The following is a 20,471-nucleotide window of genomic DNA, read 5'->3' as shown; positions in this document are numbered from 1 at the left end:
GTGCTTTGTGTGTGTGTGTTTAAGGTTTGAGGGTAAATACTGTCTATGACATCAATAAACAACGAGCATTTGTGCCAAAAAACTGTTATTTTACCTCCTTAGTCTCCAAATATATAAATAAATAGTATGCATGCATAACATTTTACAAATAAATATTAATTATGAATAAGATTTTAGTACAATACTTAAAAGATGTATTACTATAACTTCAATTAACGTCTACTTAAAAACAATTACTTACATTTGTGGATAGGTTATTTGTGACAACAAGTTTTCCTATTATCTATCAGCGACTTATCAAAAAAGCAGAATGAAGGAACTCGCTTTTCTTAATAAATATATTTACCGATACGGTTTCAGATTAACATTGGGGATTATTTTTATGATTATCTCCAATATTTTTGCGATTGCACCCGCTCAAGTTGTACGTTATGCTCTTGATTTGGTGGTCGATACTTTAAAGACACAAACATTATTAGAAGGGGCTGAACTTCACAGTGTCTTTATTGATGACTTCTTTAAAACTGTATTGCTATACGGTGCTGTTATCGTTTCAATGGCACTTTTAAGAGGTATTTTCTTATTTCTTGTAAGACAGACTATTATAGTTATGTCTCGATTAATAGAGTTTGACCTTAAGAATGATATTTTTGAGCATTATCAAAAACTCACTTTAAGTTTCTACAGAAGAAATAACACAGGTGATCTTATGGCAAGGATCTCTGAGGATGTAAGTAAAGTGCGTATGTATTTGGGCCCAGCTATCATGTACTCTATCAATATGGTAATTTCCTTTATCCTTACCATAGGTATCATGTTAAGCATTAATGTACACCTTACATTCTGGGCTTTATTTCCACTTCCACTCTTGTCAATCAGTATTTACTTTGTTAATAACGTAATCAACAAGAAATCTGAATTAATTCAACAGCAATTGTCTTCTATGTCTACGTTTGTACAGGAAGCATTTTCTGGAATTCGAGTAATCAAGGCATTTGTGAGAGAAAAAGAATCATTATCTCAGTTCACAGATAATGCTACTGAATATCAAAACAGACAATTAGAATTAGCTAAGGTAAACTCTATGTTTTACCCATTAATGCTATTCCTGATTGGACTAAGTACCATTCTAACTGTTTATGTAGGTGGTATAGAAGTTGAAAAAGGTACAATTACACCTGGAGTTATTGCTGAGTTTATTATGTACGTGACCTTACTTACATGGCCGGTAACATCTTTAGGTTGGGTTACTTCTATTGTTCAACGAGCAGCTGCATCACAAAAAAGAATCAATGAGTTCTTAAATGAAACACCTGAAATAGTTTCAACTTCAGACGAAGTACAAGAAATTAAAGGTAATCTTAAGTTTGAAAACGTTTCTCTTGTATATCCTGACTCTGGAATAAAAGCATTAGATGATTTATCATTTGAAATTGAGTCTGGAAAAACTTTAGCCATTTTGGGAACAACTGGTTCTGGTAAAAGTACGGTTGCTAGTTTAATTTCAAGATTATATGACCCTACTTCGGGTAAAATCCTTGTTGATAATAAAGATCTAAAATCATATAATCTCCATGATATTCGCTCTCAGATTAACATGGCTCCACAAGATGTATTCTTGTTCTCGAATACTCTAAGAAACAATATCGCTTTTGCCAAAGAAAACGCAACTGAGGCTGAGATTGTTGAGGCAACAAAAAATGCTGGTTTATGGGAAAATATCCAGCATATGGAACATGGCCTAGATACAATTGTTGGTGAGAGAGGAATCACATTATCTGGTGGTCAAAAGCAACGTACCACTATTGCCAGAGCGATCTTAGGTAGTCCTAAAATATTGGTTTTAGATGACAGTTTATCTGCCGTTGATACTAAAACAGAAAATCAGATATTAAACAATTTACAGAATGTAATGCACAATAAAACTTCTGTAATCATTTCTCATAGGGTCTCTTCTGCTAAATTAGCTGATAAAATTATCGTACTTCATGAAGGAAAAATTATAGAACAAGGAACTCATGATGAGCTACTTAATTTAGAAGGACACTACAACACACTATACGAGCAACAGTCAAAGGGTAATAATTTGTAAATATTTACGAATATCTTTTGTACTTTTGTTTCATAAAGACAAGAATCATAGACCTAATTTTAAAAGAGTTGTCTTTAACTGCTATAACGTATTACATTAAATCACTGAGAACGATATACTCAAAAGTGCTAATTTGAACGTGACAACGAATACAAAAAAAAATAATGATCTGCCCATTTTAAGTGAAGCTAATTTCAAAGAGCTATTTGACCTGTATTTTGAAAACATAAAGAGTTTCATTTACTATAAGATTGGTGATATCGACGTAGCCGAAGATATCGCACAGGAATCCTACATCAAATTTTGGGAAGCTAGAGAGAAAATCATCCTTGAAACAGCGAAAACATACTTATATACCATCGCAAATAATCTTGCGTTAAACTATATCAAACACAACAAAGTAGTTTTACAATTCGAACAAAGACAGAATAAGAAGGACGGAGAATCTGAGACAAATCCTGAATTCAAAATGGAGCTGAATGAATTCCAAAACACTTTAGAAAAAACAATCAATCAATTACCTGATAAAAGCAGAGAGGTTTTCTTAATGAACCGTATGGATGGTCTTACCTATTCTGAGATCAGTAACAGACTTGATGTGAGTGTTAAAGCTATTGAAAAAAGAATGAGTAAAGCACTCAGTATTTTAAGAAAGAACCTAAATGTCTCTATTTAGAGAATTCAATATTTATTATCGTATTCTTTACCTTTTGGTAACATCTCATTAATTAAGATCTCGATATCATTAGTTTAAATCCTGTATTTTATTATTTTTGCGTTTTAAAAGAGGCAACTCATATGAGTTATTACACAAAATAAACTTTACAATATGATCAATCTTGTATTATTTGGCCCTCCAGGTGCCGGAAAAGGTACACAAAGTGATATGATTAAGGAAAAATATAGCCTTACTCACTTATCTACTGGAGACTTACTTCGTGGTGAAATTAAAGCTGGTACTCCTCTTGGAATCAAAGCAAAAGAATTAATGGACCAAGGTCAATTAGTTCCAGACGAAGTAGTAATCGGAATGATTGATTCTAAAATCAAAGAACATAAAAGCGGTAATGGTTTTATCTTTGATGGTTTTCCTCGTACAGTTGCTCAAGCAGAAGCTTTAGATAATTTAATGACAGAAAATGGTATTGCTATTTCTGGAATGGTTGCTTTAGAAGTGGATGAAGAAGAGTTGACAAAGCGTATCTTAAAGCGTGGTGAAACTTCTGGTCGTACTGATGACCAAAACGAAGATTTAATCCGTAACCGTGTACAAGAGTACAACAATAAAACTGCTCCTGTAGCAAGCTTCTACGAAGGTCAAGGAAAATTCAAATCAATTAATGGTGTAGGATCTATCGAAGAAATCTTCGGATCTGTATGTACTGCAATTGATTCATTATAGTCTTTTTTACGATTAGTAATAAGATCAAAAAGGTCTACTTCATACCAGGAGTAGACCTTTTTTGTTAAAGAAAATCACAGAACTATTTCATCAAAAACATTCATTATCACGAAACTGTGCTTTAAAACCGTATATTTGCCCGAAATTACTGTCTTATTCCAAGCAGTTGTTAATATAATGCACTGGTAAATAACAGTTTAACTACCTTTGCATTTCGGCTACACTGTGAGCGTCCATTTGTTTACATCACTTCGTAGCCTATTTTGTAGCATTTAAGCAGATAAAAATGGCATCATCAAATTTTATTGATTACGTAAAGATATTTACTCGTTCAGGAGCAGGTGGAGCAGGTGCGGTTTCCTTCCGTAGAGAAAAACACGTACCGAAAGGTGGCCCTGACGGTGGTGATGGCGGTAGAGGCGGTCATATCATCCTAAAAGCCGATAAGCAATTATGGACATTACTACACCTCAAATACCGTAAACACGTTCATGGTTTTAATGGTATTAGTGGATCTGGTACTGGTAAAAGTGGTGCTGATGGAGAAGATATCATTCTTCATGTACCTCTAGGAACTATTGCTAAAGATGCAGAAACTGGAGAGAAGATCTGTGAATTAACTCACGAGGGGCAAGAAGTCATCTTAATGAAAGGTGGTAGAGGTGGTTTAGGTAACCGTAATTTTAAAACGGCAACCAACCAAACTCCTCGATATGCACAACCAGGTGAAGAATGCCAAGAGGCATGGGTAATTTTAGAGCTAAAAGTACTTGCTGATGTTGGATTAGTAGGATTTCCAAATGCTGGTAAATCAACATTACTATCAGTCCTTTCTGCAGCGAAACCTGAAATTGCTGACTATCCGTTTACTACCATGGTACCTAACCTAGGAGTAATCTCATATAGAGATAATAAGTCATTCATTATGGCAGATATTCCGGGTATCATCGAAGGTGCTTCAGAAGGTAAAGGTTTAGGTATTCGTTTCTTAAGACATATTGAACGTAACTCTGTACTATTATTTATGGTACCTGCAGACTCTGAAGATGTAGCTGCAGATTATGAAGTTTTAGTCAATGAATTAAAGTTATATAATCCTGAACTTCTAGATAAAAACCGTCTATTAGCTATCACAAAAAGTGATATGTTAGATGATGAGTTGGAAGAAATGATCTCAGAGACACTACCAGAAGGTGTTCCGTATGTGTTTATTTCATCAATAGTACAAAAAGGTATTACTGAGTTAAAAGATATGCTGTGGGATGCAATCAATGAAGGTATTGAAGAAGAAGTAGAAGAGTTTGTGGAACCTGACTATGATCCACTTCCTGACTACAACCCATATCAGGATCGTATTGATCAAGAAAATGACGAAGAGGAGAAATAAGTATTTCACTTCTTAAGAAATAGATAAACCTTTTAAGATAGTTGAGGGCTATTTTAAAAGGTTTTTTTATTTAGTATATATAATTACATCATTATTGTCACTTTTACCGGTTCTTTTAAATCAAAAATTAATGTGGTACTTAAGTTAATAATATAGGTTCTTTATCTTATAATAAAAATACACCAGCTCCTACTTTCTTTACAGTTTTACATATTATTTACAACAGTCATAGGAACACTTCATCCTCCTTTATAAACCGATGTATTAATCTCTGAAGCAGGGATTACTTTTACCTCAGTTCCTAGAGGAATTGTAAAAACTTCAGGTTTAGGAGTTTCGTTCTTTTTATTAATAAATAACTATCAATGATTTTAAACTATATTTGCAATACTAAATAGATTTTTTAAAATTTTAAAAATAAATTCATATGACTAAGTATTTAAGAATTTTTTTTTATTCGACTCTATTAATTGTCTTAACTCCCATTTTAGGGTATTCTCAATTTTATTCTATCATCAACCAGCCTACCAAAAAAATTGATCTCAAAAGTGTTTCTACAAAAAGTATAATCAATGAATGGATTGATACTAAAGATGGATATTATATTAGCTACTATAATTATGTGAGTACTGCCAAGCGATCAAATAGAGTCACGTTGTTGTATTACAATAAAAAAACAAATTCATCTCATTTTTATCAATTAAAAGACTTTGTGTATGAGAGAAGTGCTTATACTGGTTCCAAAATCAAAAAAATTGAAAAAATAATTCGTGATTCCAAAGGCAGAGTCTGGTTACTTTATTCAATGAATATTGATAAAAAACAAAAACTTTATCGTCAAGAAGTAATAGGAGAAAAAAACACACTTGGCAAAAGTACATTCATCACTGAAAGAAATCTTAATGAAAGTGGTATCATGAACTCTACTCTTTCTTTTGGTGCCCTAGATATCCAATATAAATTTCTTCAATCTGAATCTTTAAAAACCTTATTGATTATTACTTATAAAAATAATATTCAAGGAAAATGTACAGATGTTAATTTCGAGGTAAGAGACGAAAACTATACAATTCTATGGCGTATGAAAACCACCTTGGATACTTTCAATCCTGATCAAATGAATTTTCAAAGAAAGAGTGTTTTTGAAGAAAATAATATTAAGTTATATGACAACGGAGATTTTTATGGAATTAGTAAAGCTCAAAAAGTCAACAAGGCAAAAGATAACTTTTTCTTATTGTATTTATTCTCTAAAGAGAATAAAAAATTGTCATCACATTTGATTAGACACGATGATAAAAATATTGAAGATCTCAAGTTCACAAAAACTCTTGATAATAAACTTGTTATCAGTGGCCTTTATAACTCAAAAAAAACAAGAGGAAAAAATACTATTGAGGGATTATATTACTTGAATATTGACTTAAAAACAAAATCTATTATTACTGAAACTTTTACCCATTTCACAAATAAACATCTGAAAGATATATGGGTTCCTAACGAAAGAGCAATTTGGGGTAACGAGAAAAGCTTTAGTAAACTTCAATCTAAACTTCAAAAAGAATTCGATAGAAGTAAGCCTTTCCTTTTAAAGGATAACTATAAAGTAAGAGACATTATTCCGCAAAATAATAAAAGCTATACCATTACTTTTGAAAATTATAATCCTATTAATGAAACTTGTAAAGGAATAGTATATCTTAATATTAACGTGCTTGGTGAAATAACATGGATTAAAAATAGTTATAGGATCAGTACACATCAAAGAATCAGTTCTGTTCATCCAATTAAGGTCTTTAATCAACAACATTCACAACTTTGTATTTACAAAGATGAAGATTATTTGATTTGTACTGAAATCACCCAAGATGGAAAACAGAATTCTATTATCATGCAATTCCCTATGCCGTTCCTGTCTCCTTATTGTTTTCAGAGAGTCTTACAACAGAATAATACATTTACAGCACTTGTTCCAACCAAAAAAGAGAAGGTTTTAAATGCATTTTCATTTAAAATTAACGACACTAATATTCAATGATATAAAAAGAGGCTACCTCATTGTGGGGTAACCTCTTATTTTATAATTCTATTTTCATTATTTACAACTGTATATTTATCTTACTTCAACCAGGCAGCAAACATCCAAATTGTTTTTTCCTGTTCACTTATCAACTCTGATAATAAGGCTACTGTACCTTCATCACCAGCATCTGATGCTTTTTCGATAACTTCCCTTTCTAGGTTTAATAGCGTTGATAAGTTGTTTAAAACTAATTCTACTGATGCCGTATCTGTTTTTATATCTTTTCCTTCTTCAATAGTAGAAGCTTGTAAATAATCTGAGAATGTATGTAATGGCTGAACTCCTAACGTTAAAATTCTTTCAGCAATCTCATCTACTCTATCATTTGCTCCTGTGTATAATTCTTCAAATTTTGCATGAAGTTCGAAGAAGTTTTTCCCTTGAATATTCCAGTGTAAACCTCTTAAGTTTTGGTAGTATAATTGAAAATTAGCTAACAATTTATTCAAACCCACACCCAAATCTTCAGCTTTGTCTACATCTATTCCTATGATATTTAATGCTACAGTATTCATAACTTTTTTTGTTTTTTTGATTGATAACATTACAAATATGAGGTTTTTACATCATAGATAGAAATAATATATTTTTATACAGCTATAAGAAAAAGCTATATATAACTAATCAAAAAAAGTCAAACTGAACTAAATAGAACAATTTGACTTTTATATGATGTGATACTATCGATTTATCTATCTATCGCATGTAATTGATCTGGGGCAACCAATGCAAAGATTGTTGCATATTCGAAAGCAACTTCTTTAAAACGTTGGAATCGCCCTGAAGCACCACTATGCCCTGCCTCCATATTTGTTTTAAGCATAATGTAATTATCACTAGTACTTTCTTGGCGTAATTTAGCTACCCATTTTGTTGGCTCCCAATATTGAACTTGAGAATCATGTAAGCCTGAAGTGACTAACATATGGGGATAAGCCTTTTTCTCTACTTGATCATATGGTGAATATGATAACATATAATCATAGTATTCTTTTTCATTAGGATTTCCCCACTCATCATACTCTCCTGTTGTTAATGGAATAGACTCATCAAGCATTGTAGTAACTACATCTACAAATGGTACATCAGAAATAACTAGTTTATACAAGTCTGGTCTTTCATTGACTACAGCACCCATTAATAAACCTCCGGCTGAACCACCATTAATAACAAATTTATCTGCAGATGTATATTTTTGCTCGATTAAGAATTCTGAACATGCGATGAAATCTGAAAATGTATTTTTCTTCTTCAACATTTTTCCATCTTCATACCAAGCTCTACCTAAATCTTCTCCCCCTCTAATGTGAGCAATAGCAAAGGCAAAACCTCTTTCCATTAAACTAATTCTAGATGGAGAGAAAGCTACATCGTACGAAATACCATATGATCCATACCCTGTCATATACAATGGGTTCTGACCATTCAATTCAAAGCCTTTCTTATATACCACCGAAATAGGCACCTGAACACCATCTTTTGCCGTTGCAAATAAACGTTTCGCTTCGTAATCGTTTGAATCAAATTTACCGAGTACTTTTTGTTGCTTTAAAAGTACTTTAGAACGGTCTACCATATTGTAATCATATTCTGAATATGGTGTTGTCAATGAGTTGTATCCAAAACGTAAAATATCAGTATTAAAGTCTGGGTTTGCACCCGACCAAGCACTATATGTTTCTTCACCAAAATCAAGATAGTGCTCACTTCCATCTTCCCATTTAATAATACGAATATGGATCAAACCTGCTCTACGTTCCTCAATGACATAGAAGTTCTTAAAAATATCCAAACCTTCTAAAAGTGTATCATCACGATGAGCGATTACTTCGATCCAATTATTTTTATCTGTTGTGTCAGCATCTTCAGCAACCTTCATTAAGCGGAAGTTTTTTGCCTCCCAGTTTGTTACGATATAAAAGTGACCTTCAAAGTGCGATATACTATATTCATGCTCTCTTTCTCTTGATAAAAATGGCTTAAACTCTCCTGTTGGATTATCAGCTTTAAGAATACGTGTCTCTGTAGTAAGAGTAGAACCTGACTCTATCGCTAAATACTTTCTTGATTTTGTTCTTCTAACACCAATCCAAAAAGTATCATCCTTCTCTTCATAAACAACTATATCTTCCGACTGAGGAGTTCCCAATGTATGTCTCCATACTTTATCAGGACGTAATGTTTCTTTATCTTGAGTTGTGTAGAATACTGTTTTTCCATCTGCTGCCCAAACAGCATCTCCCGAAGTTTCTTCTAAAGTATCTTCTAGTAACTCTCCTGTCTCAATATTTTTGAAACGTACGGTATAAATTCTTCGACCCACAATATCTTCAGCAAAAGCAAGCATATTTTGGTCCTCACCAACCGACATTCCACCAATTTTATAATAGTTTTTGTCTTTAGCTTCAATGTTAGCATTCAACATTACTTCTTCTGTTGCCTCCATTGAACCTTTCTTTCTACAATAAATTGGGTATTCACCACCTTCAACATATCGAACGTAGTAATAGTAATCTCTTGCTTTATAAGGAACACTCTCGTCTTTTTCTTGAATACGACCTTTTAATTCTTGAAATAAATCTTCTTCGAATTGTTTATGATCGCTCATTACATCATCGATGTATTTATTTTCAGCATTGAGGTAGTCTATTACTTCTTGGTTTTCACGATCACGCATCCAATAGTAATTATCGATACGCTTGTCGTTATGTTTTACTAATTCTTTTGCTTCCTTTCGGGCAATTGGTGGTTGTATATTTTTATTCATCTTCTTTTTTCGTCTCTGTATCACAAAAATACATTTCAATTTGAGATTACTCAGTAAAAGTTAGGATTATTTGAAACCTATTTTACTCAATATTTTTGAACTGTTCGTTTTGAAGCAATTAAGTGTTCAAGCTTTAAATTTGCTGTCCGAAAACGAACATGAATTTTCTTCAATTTTATTAAAAAATATATTTAAACAACTGTTTTAGTGATAGTTATCATTTTTTGGCACTTCTTTGGAATCTAGGTATAGTGTCAAATTAATTATTACAAAAAATATCAGATCTATCATGAAAAAGTTATTTATCTCTCTTACAGTTGCTTTATTATCAGTTACCGCTTCATTTGCCAATACTTCAGACTTAGAATTACCTACTGAAGAAAATAATGCAAAATTAGTGAAGATGATTAAAGAAGCAGATGCGAACGATTACATTACATATACTGATGCAGCTCGTTTAGCAGTTAACTGGAATGGAGACCTTGAATTAGCAAAAGAATGGGTTAATCATGCATTATCTATTCAAGAAAATAGTTTGTCTTTAGAAGTTCTTGGCGATTACTATGTACGCACAGGACAAGTAGAAAAGGCAGCAACTACATATCTTAATGCTATCGAAAAAGGTATTAAAAAGATAGATCAAGAAGATATGAATAGACTTCAGCGTAAAGCTTTAGTTTATGCAAGAAAATAGTTGAAATCAACCATTGATTACGTGTCGTTTTTGCCGAAACGATAGTTGTAAATGCTCGCGAATAATAACTCAAAGATGCCAAGTGACTTTGTCGCTTGGCTTTTTTTGTTTGCAGATCAGAATTTCTTAACTAACTTCAATTAATTATTTACGATTCATTGCAAACTATACTACTCTCTCATGAAAGAAAACTTTCTTCACTTTATATGGAAGTACCAATACTTTCAGCAAAGTGAACTAATGACCACAAAAAGTGAAACGATTCAAATCAAACATCCCGGTTTCTACAATTACAATGCTGGCCCTGACTTTCTAGATGCTTGTATCCTTATCAATAACATAGAATGGCATGGACATGTTGAAATTCATATTAAGGCATCCGATTGGTATGCACACCAACATGAGACGAACAATCAATACGATAATGTTATCCTACATGTTGTCTTACATCATGATCGAGAAGTAATACGTAATGACAATAGTTGTATTTCTTGCTTGGTACTTGAAGATCTTATTGACCATCAAAAAATAAATAATTACGAGGCACTACTCACTGATTCTTCAAAAATAGCCTGTAAAACAGTTATTGAGGATATTCCTAGAATCACTAAGCTTCAAATGCTTGATAGAGTTTTATTAGAACGTATTGAAAGGAAATCCCTCTATATTTTAGAAAAACTGAAAGCGAATGATAGAAATTGGGAAGAAGTGACGTATCAGATTTTAGCAGAAGCCTTTGGGTTTAAAATCAATAATTCTGGTTTTCAAAGGTTAAGTTCTATTATTCCTGCTCGGCTATTGCGGCTTCATGCTTATCATCCCTTACAAAATGAAGCGCTATTGCTAGGTACATCAGGGCTTTTACCGGATCGTCATTCATCTAAAGACCCCTATGTACGTCAACTCCATCAAGAATATAACTTTCTAGCACATAAATATCAGGTAAAAGATAAAATGATGATGGGTTCAGAATGGAATTATCTAAGATTACGCCCTGCCAACTTTCCAACAATAAGAATAGCTCAATTAAGTTGTATCATGAGTCAGATACCACATCTATGCTCAGCCTTCTTACATATCCATTCCAAGGAAGCATTTTATCGCCTGATGGATTGTACTGTTTCTGAATATTGGGAAAGTCACTATCAATTTGGAAAAGTTTCCCCTTCGAAAAATATTCAAAAACTAGGTAAAAGCTCTCTCAACTCCTTGATTATTAATGTGATTGTTCCATTACAGTTTGCTTATGGTATTGATAGAAGCTTAGATAAAAACAAAGAAAAAGCACTGGACTTATTAGAGAGTATTCCTCCTGAAAACAATAAAATCACTAGACTTTGGAAAGAATATAAACTTAAAAACTCCAATTCGTTAGACTCTCAATCACTCATTGAACTATTTAATAATTATTGTACTAAAAAAAGATGTTTAGAATGTAGCATTGGACATCATCTAATCACAAAAGTAAAAACTTGTAAAACAGTAAGGTTAAATTCTATAGATACTTAAAAAGCACCCTAAACTGTCACTTTCTTGTTTTATCATATGAACATCTCATCATAAGTGCTTATATTTGTACATTAAAACTGATATACCTATTTAAATAAATGATGTATTATGTCGATGGAATACGATAAGGCTGAAAAGGCTGCTTTTATCCTAAAAACTATAGCACACCCAGTGCGATTAAGAATATTAGAATTATTGGATTGTAACAATAGGTTATCAGTAAGTGATATCTGTGAAAAGCTAAATTGTGAGCAATCACTCACTTCACACCATTTATCTAATATGAAATTAAAGGGTATTTTATCTTCACAAAGAGAAGGGAAGAATATCTATTACTCATTAAAGGAAAAGGCTGTCATGAACATTATGTCATGCATAGATGAGTGTAAATGTAATATGGGTTAAAGATCTACTGAATAGTAGAAATATAATCCTCCTCCACGACCATGTCGGTTAAAGGAATATTCAAATTTAAGTACTGAACTGTAGAAAGTGACAAAATCAACACCGAAACCATAACCTAAAAGTGGTGTGTTTGTAAAATCTGCATTGGAAGGATCCACATCTTTAAAGTGTGCATAACCAGCATCTATATAACATTTAAATAGAATATCGATTGGTATTCTTTTCACATGCTTCGATTTGATCACATTCTGGAAGTTAAGAGAAGTAGATAATGCTCTTAAACGGAGTTCATTCTTTATTACTCCTGCATTCTGACCTTCAATAACATAATTATCGTAACCTCTTACAATCATACCTCCATATCCAATTGCTCTCATTTGGTTATAAGGTACTTTTTCTGGAAAGCCTAGCTTTCCTAAGAACCCAAGAGAATAATACCATCTATTGGATTTTCTCATATTCCAGAACCTCCACAATGACCAATCTACATTTACTACATTTAGGTCATCAAATATACCCAAACCCGTCTTTTCAATTCCAGCCTGAATATAATATCCATTGAGTGGGTAGCTTGTAATATCTCTTTTATCTCTTGTATAAGTATATTTCAATGTGAAGTAACGAAGTTCAGTACGTCCTTCTAAAAAGAAGTCTGGATTAAGTTCTGCAATTGTATCATTAATTACATCATAAGTAAAACCAAAGTTCAAATTATGATGATCATAGAAACCATACCTTTTACCAAAATTCACATTTCCTTTGTATGATCTTCTTTGAACCTCAGTATCATTTTCGTACTCCACAAATTTATTTTCCTCCGTTTTGTAAGCTACTGTGGTTTCTTCCTTAAATGTTGTATTAAAGGATAAGCTTGTTTTCTGCTGTTTATCAATATAGGGGAATGAATAACCTAATGTGAATTGCCTTGAGAAACCTAATTTCACCAATAGATGAAGTGTTTCATTTCGACCTCTCATATTTCTTTGCTTAAAATCTAAGCCATATTGTATTCTACTAAGATCATGGTTTCTGTTATTCCACCACTCATTGAAACTACGGTCTGCTAATTCTAAAAGGGGAACAGGCCAGGTATACCACCTTTCCACCATAATAAAATCGACGTTTAGTGTATCTTTTCCTTGCTCAGTCACTAAAACATCTACAGACTCAAATAACTGAGTATTAAAAACTTTATTTCGTTCGGAAGTGATATAATCTTTAATCCCTTTTTTGGGTACTAAAGATCCATTATCAATATCCAACTCTCTGGTAATGATTTTTTCTTTTGTCTTTTTATTACCGATAAAGTTTACTGAATTGATACGAACATACCCTACTGTATCCTTAGCATATTGATCTAAACCTGTTAATAACAGGTCATTCTGAGCTTGTATATCGATAACGAAGAAGCTGAAAATAAGGATAAAGAACAGAAATATATCCTTTCGAAAATGGCAAGTTCTATATGTTTGAATCTGATGTCTTATCACTATAGCTTGTGATGAAAAAAATCAAGCGAGTTATTCATTATTAAGATTGTTGCTTTAAATATAGAAAAGCACAATTTGTCGATTATATTTGTCAAATGATTATAATATCATTTCAAGAATCGAACATGCAATATAGGGTCTTTTCTTAAGTAGATAAACTTAATCAAATAAAATTCATTTTATAAAAGCAAATAATTATCGATAAGACGGTCAAAATAAACGATATGTTCAATTACAAGAGCATTAAAAGAATCAGTACAATGGCATGCATTGTAAGCTGGCTTTTATTGCTAATGATTGGTGTAAGAGAACAGTATCTAACCGATTATAATATTCCTCATGCTCCATTCCCTTCTTTTGTAAAAGGTTTAATTCTGAACATCTGGATTATTAGTTCTTATTTTATTATTTGGCTTTTCTTTCAACCAAAAGAGCGTGATTTCCAAGGGTTGCTCTGGCAGATATTTGTGGTCGCATTACTTTCCACATTGCTGTCTATGGGTGTAAATCTTTTGCTCACATGGCTTAGGGATGAGATGAAATACAACCTCCCCTTCCTTTATGCCATATTCTTCCATGTAGAATTCACCTTATTGATGACACTGCTTATCAGTACTTTTGTCACCTGGAAGAAGCTTATTCTCTTTGAGCAAACTCGATTTACACACTATACATGGCTACTGTTTGAGATCTTTTTAGGGATCACAATGCTAGCTCACTTCTTTAGAATTGGAACAATTGACGTCTACTTCAAGATTCCAATTTTCTTCTTAACAGTATGGATTTTAGTTATTTCTGTGAATGTAAGATGGGTACCCCACCTCAACTTCCAACAGAAGATTCAAGGTATTTTTAAGCTGGCATTTATCATGTTAGCCTTAAGTTATTTTGTGGCTAGTTTCCAATTTTACTTTTATGAGCAGTCTTTAATTTCGGATGATTTAATTAAAAACCTCTTCCCACTTACATTATTGATTTTTGTTTTTGTCTACGCAGCATCTTCAACATTATTTATGCTGTTTAGTTTACCTACCTCTTCGGTATTTGAGAAAAAAGAACAAGAAATCAGTAGTTTTAGAGATTTAAGTTTAGCGGTTCGAGATGGTAAAAAAGATGCTGATGTATACAAAGTACTTCTCAATAGTTCTCTAAAAAGTATACAAGCAGATGCCGGCTGGATCATGGATAATGATTACCATGTGAAAGTTGTCACAGGAATTACAGAAGAAGACATCAAAATTGTATTACAAGACTTAAGAGATGCTAGTTATGAAGGTCAGGCACCTTCGAAACTAAATTTCCAGCCTTACTTCAAAAAAGAAAACGCTAATAGGAATTATAGATCTATACTTGCACTTCCTATCATTGTTGATCAAGAAGTAAAAGGGTCATTGATTCTTGTAAAACGACTTCATAATTCTATCGATTCAGTAATGCAAGCAACTGTTAGTACATACGTTGCTCAAGCTGGTATCGCCTTATTCAATTTAGACTTACTCTCTAAGGCCGTCAAAAATGAGGTATACAAAAACTCAATGCAGATTGCTAAGCAAACGCAAGAAGCCTTAATGCCAAAGAGTCTAGAAATCAATGAAAATATAGAAGTGTATGTCACTTGGGAACCTGCTATTGTTGTGGGTGGTGACTATTATGATATGCACCGTCTAAATGATAATGAAGTAAGTTTTATTATTGCTGACGTATCTGGAAAAGGCCCTAAAGCTGCTTTCAATATGGCTCAAATGAAAGGTATTTACCAATCTTTAGCAAGGGAGGAGAATATTTTACCAAGCGAATTCTTCACCAAAGCAAATGCAGCCTTAACAGGATGTATACAAAGAGATACCTTTATTACTGCCACATACCTTCATGTAAATACAGAAGAGAAGAAAGTAGATTTTGCTAGAGCAGGACACTGTCCTACATTATACTATAATGCAGAAAGTAGAGAAGCAACTTTCTTGGACAACAGAGGACTTGGACTTGGTATAGTTAGAAACAATTCTTACAAAAAGTTCATCCATAATCACGAAATAAAATACAACCATGGTGACTTGCTTGTTTTATATACTGATGGTATTACTGAAGCAAGAAGTAAAAATGGTGTAGATGAATATGGTTACGAGCACATGCAAACCATCATCGAAAATAACAACAACTTACCATTAAAAGAGATTGCCAATAAAATCTTAGAAGACATTTATGCTTTTATGGGTAAGAAAGCGATGGACGATGATTTCACACTCTTACTCATCAGACTATAGGAATAATTATCCTTAAATAATCTGTTATCTTTTACTTCTTGTCCTTTACTTCTTAGTTCTTACTCATTTTAATGCTATTTTTGTCGCATTAAAACACAGTTATGGAAGAACAAACAAACAAGATTCAGCCACTTAAATTTATTCGCCCAGACTTATTTAAAATAGGTGTTATTTTTGGCGTAATAAGTTCAATCACCCTATCATTATTAGTGATCCTATTCTATTATTTAGATTTAAGTGTATTTGCTAAATGGAAAGACACCTTTTTTCCTCCGGTCTATGGCTTCATGTTTGCAGCCTCAATGGCCTATTTCAGGTTTAGAGTAAACCAAGGTAGAATTTTAATACCTCAAGGCCTTCTGATAGGACTTACTTTAAATATTACTGCTTCAACAGCTTATTGCTTCATCTTAAATATTATCCTATCTACAAAAGTAATGGGGAAAGCTATTATTAATAGACATATAGAGTCCTTAACTTTAATACTTACAGAAGGAAAAGAGCAAATTGCAGAAAGTTTAACAGAACCTGAATATATTAAACAAGTAGAAATGCTTAAAGATCTCAGTGCAAGCAATCTAGCTTTCGATCAAGCAGGTCGTTTGTTTTTATGGGGACTATTCCTAACTTTTGTATTTATGTTGATTATCAAAAAGAAATAATTTTATACATGTCATCCATTTCAGAAAATCTTAAAAAATTCAACCAAGAATTAGAAGGTACTCCTTGTAAACTTGTTGCAGTAAGTAAAACGAAACCTGTCGAAATGTTACAGGAAGCTTATGATGCAGGACAACGTATCTTTGGTGAAAATAAAGTACAAGAACTGGTTGACAAAAATGAAGTTCTACCAAAGGATATTCAATGGCATATGATTGGTCATTTACAGAGAAATAAGGTAAAATATATTGCCCCTTTTATCTCTTTGATTCATTCTATTGATAGCCCAAGGTTACTAAAAGAAGTTCAAAAAAGAGCAGAACAAAACGATCGTATTATCGATGTATTATTACAGATATACATTGCTAATGAGGAAACTAAATTTGGATTTGATAAGGAAGAAGTTAAAAATTTCTTATCTTCAGATGAGTTTCAATCTATGAAAAACGTACGAGTGGTTGGTGTTATGGGTATGGCAACTAACACATCAGATCAATCACAAGTGAAATCAGAGTTCGCATCTTTAAAATCTCTTTTTGACGATTTAAAAGCAACATTCAACCATTTAGATAATATTGATCTTCAAGAAATCTCAATGGGTATGAGCGGAGATTACAAAATTGCAGTAGAAGAAGGCAGTACAATGGTACGTGTTGGTAGTGCTATTTTCGGTGCTAGAAACTATGGCAAATTGTAACATTTAAAGATTTTATACGTTTAAATACATACAAAATATTATCGTTTATCAAAATGAGAGAGACAAACTATCAATCGTACGGTCGTTATCAACATTCTGAAAAAGATGTGATTAATGTACAAAACTCATTCATGACTAAAGTTTATGGTTGGATGAGTGGTGGCCTTGCAATTACTGCTGCAACATCTATGTTTATTGCCAATTCATATGATACTATGATGATGGTAGCCAACATGAGATGGATATTAATTATTGCCCAATTAGGTTTAGTATTCGCATTAAGTGGAGCCATTAATAGAATGTCTTCTGCTACAGCTACAATTCTATTCCTTGCTTATTCAGCATTAACAGGAGCAACATTATCTAGTATATTTTATGTTTATGACCTCAACGCAATCGTCAGTACTTTCTTTGTAACAGCAGGTACATTCGTTGCTATGAGCGTTTACGGTATGACCACTAAAAAAGATCTTTCATCAATGGGTAGTTTACTTATGATGGCTCTTTTAGGTTTAATCATTACATCTATTGTAAACATATTTATTGCTAGTTCAACATTATATTGGCTAATTTCTGGTGTAGGTGTATTAATCTTCGTTGGGTTAATTGCATATGACACTCAAAAATTAAAAGAAATGAGCCATGCTATCTTAGATGGTGAATCGGCTAAGAAAATGGTTATTCTTGGTGCTTTAAGTTTATACTTAGACTTCATCAACCTTTTCTTATTCTTACTAAGATTTTTTGGTGGTTCTAGTAGAGACTAGAACATCTATTAATATTATTTAGAAGAAAGTCACCTGCTTTTAAAGTAGGTGACTTTTTTATTATGATCAATTTCTACATCTCAGCATGAATTGATTTTATGTTAGGCTGCAAAGCCGGATCAAATACCGCTCTCAGTTTTCTATCCTCAGTAATATACAAATGGAGATTATTTAATGAAGTCTTACCAGGTTCAACCAAAAATTCATATTCTGATGATTGGTGACCTATATCTTCAACTTTTTGCTCTTGAAGATTCCATGCAAAATCTATTACTTCTGTTTCTAAAACCAAACGAATAGATACTAAACTATCTGCCTGTCTTGTCAATGTGATATAGCTATCTCCATACGTTGTTGTTGTAAGAGAATCTACATCGGCAACACCATCATATTGAAATCCGGTAATCAGATACTGCCCCACTACATTTTCAGAAACGTTTGAAGACACCTCAGCATCATCTGCTAATTGATCAAAACAACTAGTAAAAATAAATAAGGGAATAAATACTAATAAGTGGGTAATAGAATATTTTTTCATAGCAATAGAATCGTTCATGTATCTCGAAGACAACTTTTCTAACGAAATAATTCTTTTTTACACTGAACACTCAAAACACACACATGTAATGTAAATAAATGAAAAAAAGTCAATTAGCTTACTCTAATTAGTAATATAACAGAATAGAATATTCACTTATTAGAATTCAACACGTAATAAAATGATATAAATAATTGATAGACAACTGTTTTTATATCATTTTTAATGGTTGATTACTAATACAGGAGTGCGTAACTTTCCTCCAAAAAACAAGAATTTTGAAGTTTATAGATTTAAATGCTGATTTAGGTGAGGGGTTTCCATATGACGAAGAACTACTTCAATTGGTCTCTTCTTGTAATATTGCTTGCGGCGGACATGCAGGAACCACTGCTTCAATGTCAACTACAATTGCTCTAGCTAAAAAGTATCATGTAACTATTGGTGCACATCCTTCTTATCCAGATAAAGAAAATTTTGGTAGAAAAGTGATTGACATTTCTACTACTGAATTAAAAAGTACCCTAACTCAGCAAATTCAACAGCTTATTGAACTCGCAAAGCTTCAGAATATAAATGTGGAGTATATTAAACCTCACGGTGCTTTATACAATAAAGCAATGGTTGATATAAGCACTGCAGAAGTTATTGCTCAAGTAGTTTTAGCAATCAATCCAGAGCTTCCTATCTTGGGTATGCCCAATTCGGAATTAGAAGCTATATGTCTAAAGAATAACATTACTTTTATTAAAGAGGGATTTGCTGATAGAAAATATACTAATGCTGGTCAATTAGTCGCTAGAAGTCAGCATGGAGCTGTTATTCATTCACCCACTGAAGTTTGGGAGCAAATTGACCAAATGATATCACTTCAACAGGTCAATACTATCGATCAACTATCTATTGATATGAAAGTTGATAGCATTTGTTTCCATGGAGATACGCCTGAAGCTTTAGCACTTCTAAAATATGTACATCAACAATTAACAGAACACTCTTCAAGTATCCAATCATTTATACAGCATGGAAATTAAACCATATGGAGAAAGTGCTTTGATCATTCAGTTCGAAAACGAAGTGTCTTTAAAAATTCATCAGCAAGTAAAAAGTTGGTATAAACACCTTCTATCGATTAATATAAAAGGTGTATTATCCATTATCCCTGCTTATACTTCTATTACCATACTTTTTGATTCTAAACACCAACAATTTTCTTCCCTAAAAGAGCTGTTAGTCTCTCTAGATATCCCTACGATACATCATTCCAAAAGTAAGATTGTGGAAATTCCTGTATGCTATGACGAGCAGCTCGGGATAGATATTAATGAAGTGAGTCAAAGTTTAGGATTATCTATTAAAGAAATTATTCAATATCATACATCAACTACCTATACGGTTTATATGTTGGGGTTCTCTCCTGGGTTTATGTATTTAGGAGGTTTAGCCCCTCAACTGTTTATTCCAAGAAAAAAAGTTCCCAGATTAAAGATTCCAGCTGGAGCAGTCGGATTGGCCGATAAACAAACAGGTATTTACCCACAAGCAACACCAGGAGGTTGGCAGATAATAGGTCAGACACCCATCTCAATATTTTCTGTGAATAAGTCTCCTTTAATTCAAATGGGTGATCAGGTAAAGTTCAAACCCATAGACTTATCAACATATCAACAATTAAAATCGGAATAAATGAGTTTTGAAGTGATAAAACCTGGCTTG

Annotated in this window: 18 protein-coding genes; 14 read left to right on the top strand and 4 right to left on the bottom strand. The window is 32.7% G+C overall.

The features are described 5' to 3' along the window. Positions 1-310: 310 nt before the first annotated feature. The 5 genes from HGP29_RS18080 to HGP29_RS18060 all read left to right on the top strand — a co-directional run bounded on the left by HGP29_RS18080 (position 311) and on the right by HGP29_RS18060 (position 6,919). A complete protein-coding gene (locus HGP29_RS18080) occupies positions 311-2,092 on the top strand; it encodes an ABC transporter ATP-binding protein (protein ID WP_168883833.1) in 1,782 nt (593 codons plus the stop codon). A gap of 139 nt (positions 2,093-2,231) precedes the next feature. Further along, a complete protein-coding gene (locus HGP29_RS18075; RefSeq protein ID WP_281615387.1) occupies positions 2,232-2,768 on the top strand; it encodes an RNA polymerase sigma-70 factor in 537 nt (178 codons plus the stop codon). 153 nt (positions 2,769-2,921) lie between these two features. Beyond that, positions 2,922-3,494, top strand: coding sequence for an adenylate kinase (locus HGP29_RS18070; RefSeq protein ID WP_168883832.1), 573 nt, complete (start codon positions 2,922-2,924; stop codon positions 3,492-3,494). 286 nt (positions 3,495-3,780) lie between these two features. Continuing rightward, a complete protein-coding gene (gene obgE, locus HGP29_RS18065) occupies positions 3,781-4,881 on the top strand; it encodes a GTPase ObgE (protein WP_168883831.1) in 1,101 nt (366 codons plus the stop codon). 427 nt (positions 4,882-5,308) lie between these two features. Continuing rightward, positions 5,309-6,919 (top strand): hypothetical protein, encoded by a 1,611-nt coding sequence (locus tag HGP29_RS18060; RefSeq protein WP_168883830.1) that lies wholly within the window; start codon positions 5,309-5,311, stop codon positions 6,917-6,919. Positions 6,920-6,999: 80 nt separating this feature from the next. Here HGP29_RS18060 and HGP29_RS18055 read toward each other — a convergent pair whose 3' ends face one another. Both HGP29_RS18055 and HGP29_RS18050 read right to left on the bottom strand, forming a co-directional pair. Further along, the gene (locus HGP29_RS18055) at positions 7,000-7,479 is read right to left on the bottom strand and encodes a Dps family protein (RefSeq protein WP_168883829.1); all 480 of its coding nucleotides are present in this window, start codon (positions 7,477-7,479) and stop codon (positions 7,000-7,002) included. Positions 7,480-7,652: 173 nt separating this feature from the next. Further along, positions 7,653-9,731, bottom strand: a complete 2,079-nt coding sequence (locus HGP29_RS18050; RefSeq protein WP_168883828.1) for a S9 family peptidase — start codon at positions 9,729-9,731, stop codon at positions 7,653-7,655. A 289-nt stretch (positions 9,732-10,020) separates the two neighbouring features. Between HGP29_RS18050 and HGP29_RS18045 the strand changes: the two genes are divergently transcribed. The 3 genes from HGP29_RS18045 (at position 10,021) to HGP29_RS18035 (ending at position 12,339) form a co-directional block, all read left to right on the top strand. After that, positions 10,021-10,425 carry a hypothetical protein gene (locus HGP29_RS18045; protein ID WP_168883827.1) on the top strand — a complete coding sequence of 135 codons (405 nt, stop codon included), beginning with the start codon at positions 10,021-10,023 and terminating at the stop codon, positions 10,423-10,425. Between the two features lie 180 nt (positions 10,426-10,605). Further along, positions 10,606-11,934 carry a DUF2851 family protein gene (locus tag HGP29_RS18040; RefSeq protein WP_168883826.1) on the top strand — a complete coding sequence of 443 codons (1,329 nt, stop codon included), beginning with the start codon at positions 10,606-10,608 and terminating at the stop codon, positions 11,932-11,934. Positions 11,935-12,048: 114 nt separating this feature from the next. Then, the gene (locus HGP29_RS18035; protein ID WP_317169950.1) at positions 12,049-12,339 is read left to right on the top strand and encodes an ArsR/SmtB family transcription factor; all 291 of its coding nucleotides are present in this window, start codon (positions 12,049-12,051) and stop codon (positions 12,337-12,339) included. On the opposite strand, the gene HGP29_RS18030 is transcribed toward HGP29_RS18035, so the two are convergent. Further along, positions 12,336-13,829: a BamA/TamA family outer membrane protein gene (locus HGP29_RS18030; protein ID WP_168883824.1), complete on the bottom strand. Its 1,494-nt coding sequence runs from the start codon at positions 13,827-13,829 to the stop codon at positions 12,336-12,338. The genes HGP29_RS18035 and HGP29_RS18030 overlap by 4 nt on opposite strands. 260 nt (positions 13,830-14,089) lie before the next feature. On the opposite strand from HGP29_RS18030, the gene HGP29_RS18025 reads away from it, so the two are divergent. From HGP29_RS18025 to HGP29_RS18010, 4 genes are all read left to right on the top strand, one after another. Next, positions 14,090-16,093 (top strand): PP2C family protein-serine/threonine phosphatase, encoded by a 2,004-nt coding sequence (locus HGP29_RS18025; protein WP_168883823.1) that lies wholly within the window; start codon positions 14,090-14,092, stop codon positions 16,091-16,093. Between the two features lie 101 nt (positions 16,094-16,194). After that, positions 16,195-16,755 (top strand): hypothetical protein, encoded by a 561-nt coding sequence (locus HGP29_RS18020; RefSeq protein ID WP_168883822.1) that lies wholly within the window; start codon positions 16,195-16,197, stop codon positions 16,753-16,755. Positions 16,756-16,763: 8 nt separating this feature from the next. Then, entirely contained in the window at positions 16,764-17,450 is a 687-nt protein-coding gene (locus HGP29_RS18015; RefSeq protein WP_168883821.1) for a YggS family pyridoxal phosphate-dependent enzyme, read from the top strand. Between the two features lie 53 nt (positions 17,451-17,503). Further along, positions 17,504-18,217, top strand: a complete 714-nt coding sequence (locus HGP29_RS18010) for a Bax inhibitor-1/YccA family protein (protein WP_168883820.1) — start codon at positions 17,504-17,506, stop codon at positions 18,215-18,217. A gap of 73 nt (positions 18,218-18,290) precedes the next feature. Here the strand turns inward: HGP29_RS18010 and HGP29_RS18005 are convergent, their stop codons facing one another. Further along, positions 18,291-18,755, bottom strand: a complete 465-nt coding sequence (locus HGP29_RS18005; RefSeq protein ID WP_168883819.1) for a hypothetical protein — start codon at positions 18,753-18,755, stop codon at positions 18,291-18,293. A gap of 278 nt (positions 18,756-19,033) precedes the next feature. Here HGP29_RS18005 and pxpA point away from each other — a divergent pair, with 278 nt between their 5' ends. Both pxpA and pxpB read left to right on the top strand, forming a co-directional pair. Then, positions 19,034-19,789: a 5-oxoprolinase subunit PxpA gene (pxpA, locus tag HGP29_RS18000; RefSeq protein WP_168883818.1), complete on the top strand. Its 756-nt coding sequence runs from the start codon at positions 19,034-19,036 to the stop codon at positions 19,787-19,789. Beyond that, entirely contained in the window at positions 19,779-20,441 is a 663-nt protein-coding gene (gene pxpB, locus HGP29_RS17995) for a 5-oxoprolinase subunit PxpB (RefSeq protein ID WP_168883817.1), read from the top strand. Before pxpA ends, pxpB begins: the two co-directional genes overlap by 11 nt. Positions 20,442-20,471 lie beyond the last annotated feature (30 nt).

It is taken from the genome of Flammeovirga agarivorans (genome assembly GCF_012641475.1).
Lineage (GTDB): Bacteria > Bacteroidota > Bacteroidia > Cytophagales > Flammeovirgaceae > Flammeovirga > Flammeovirga agarivorans.
Note: the sequence above shows the minus strand (reverse complement) of the source record. Positions and strands in the feature narration are given on the sequence as shown.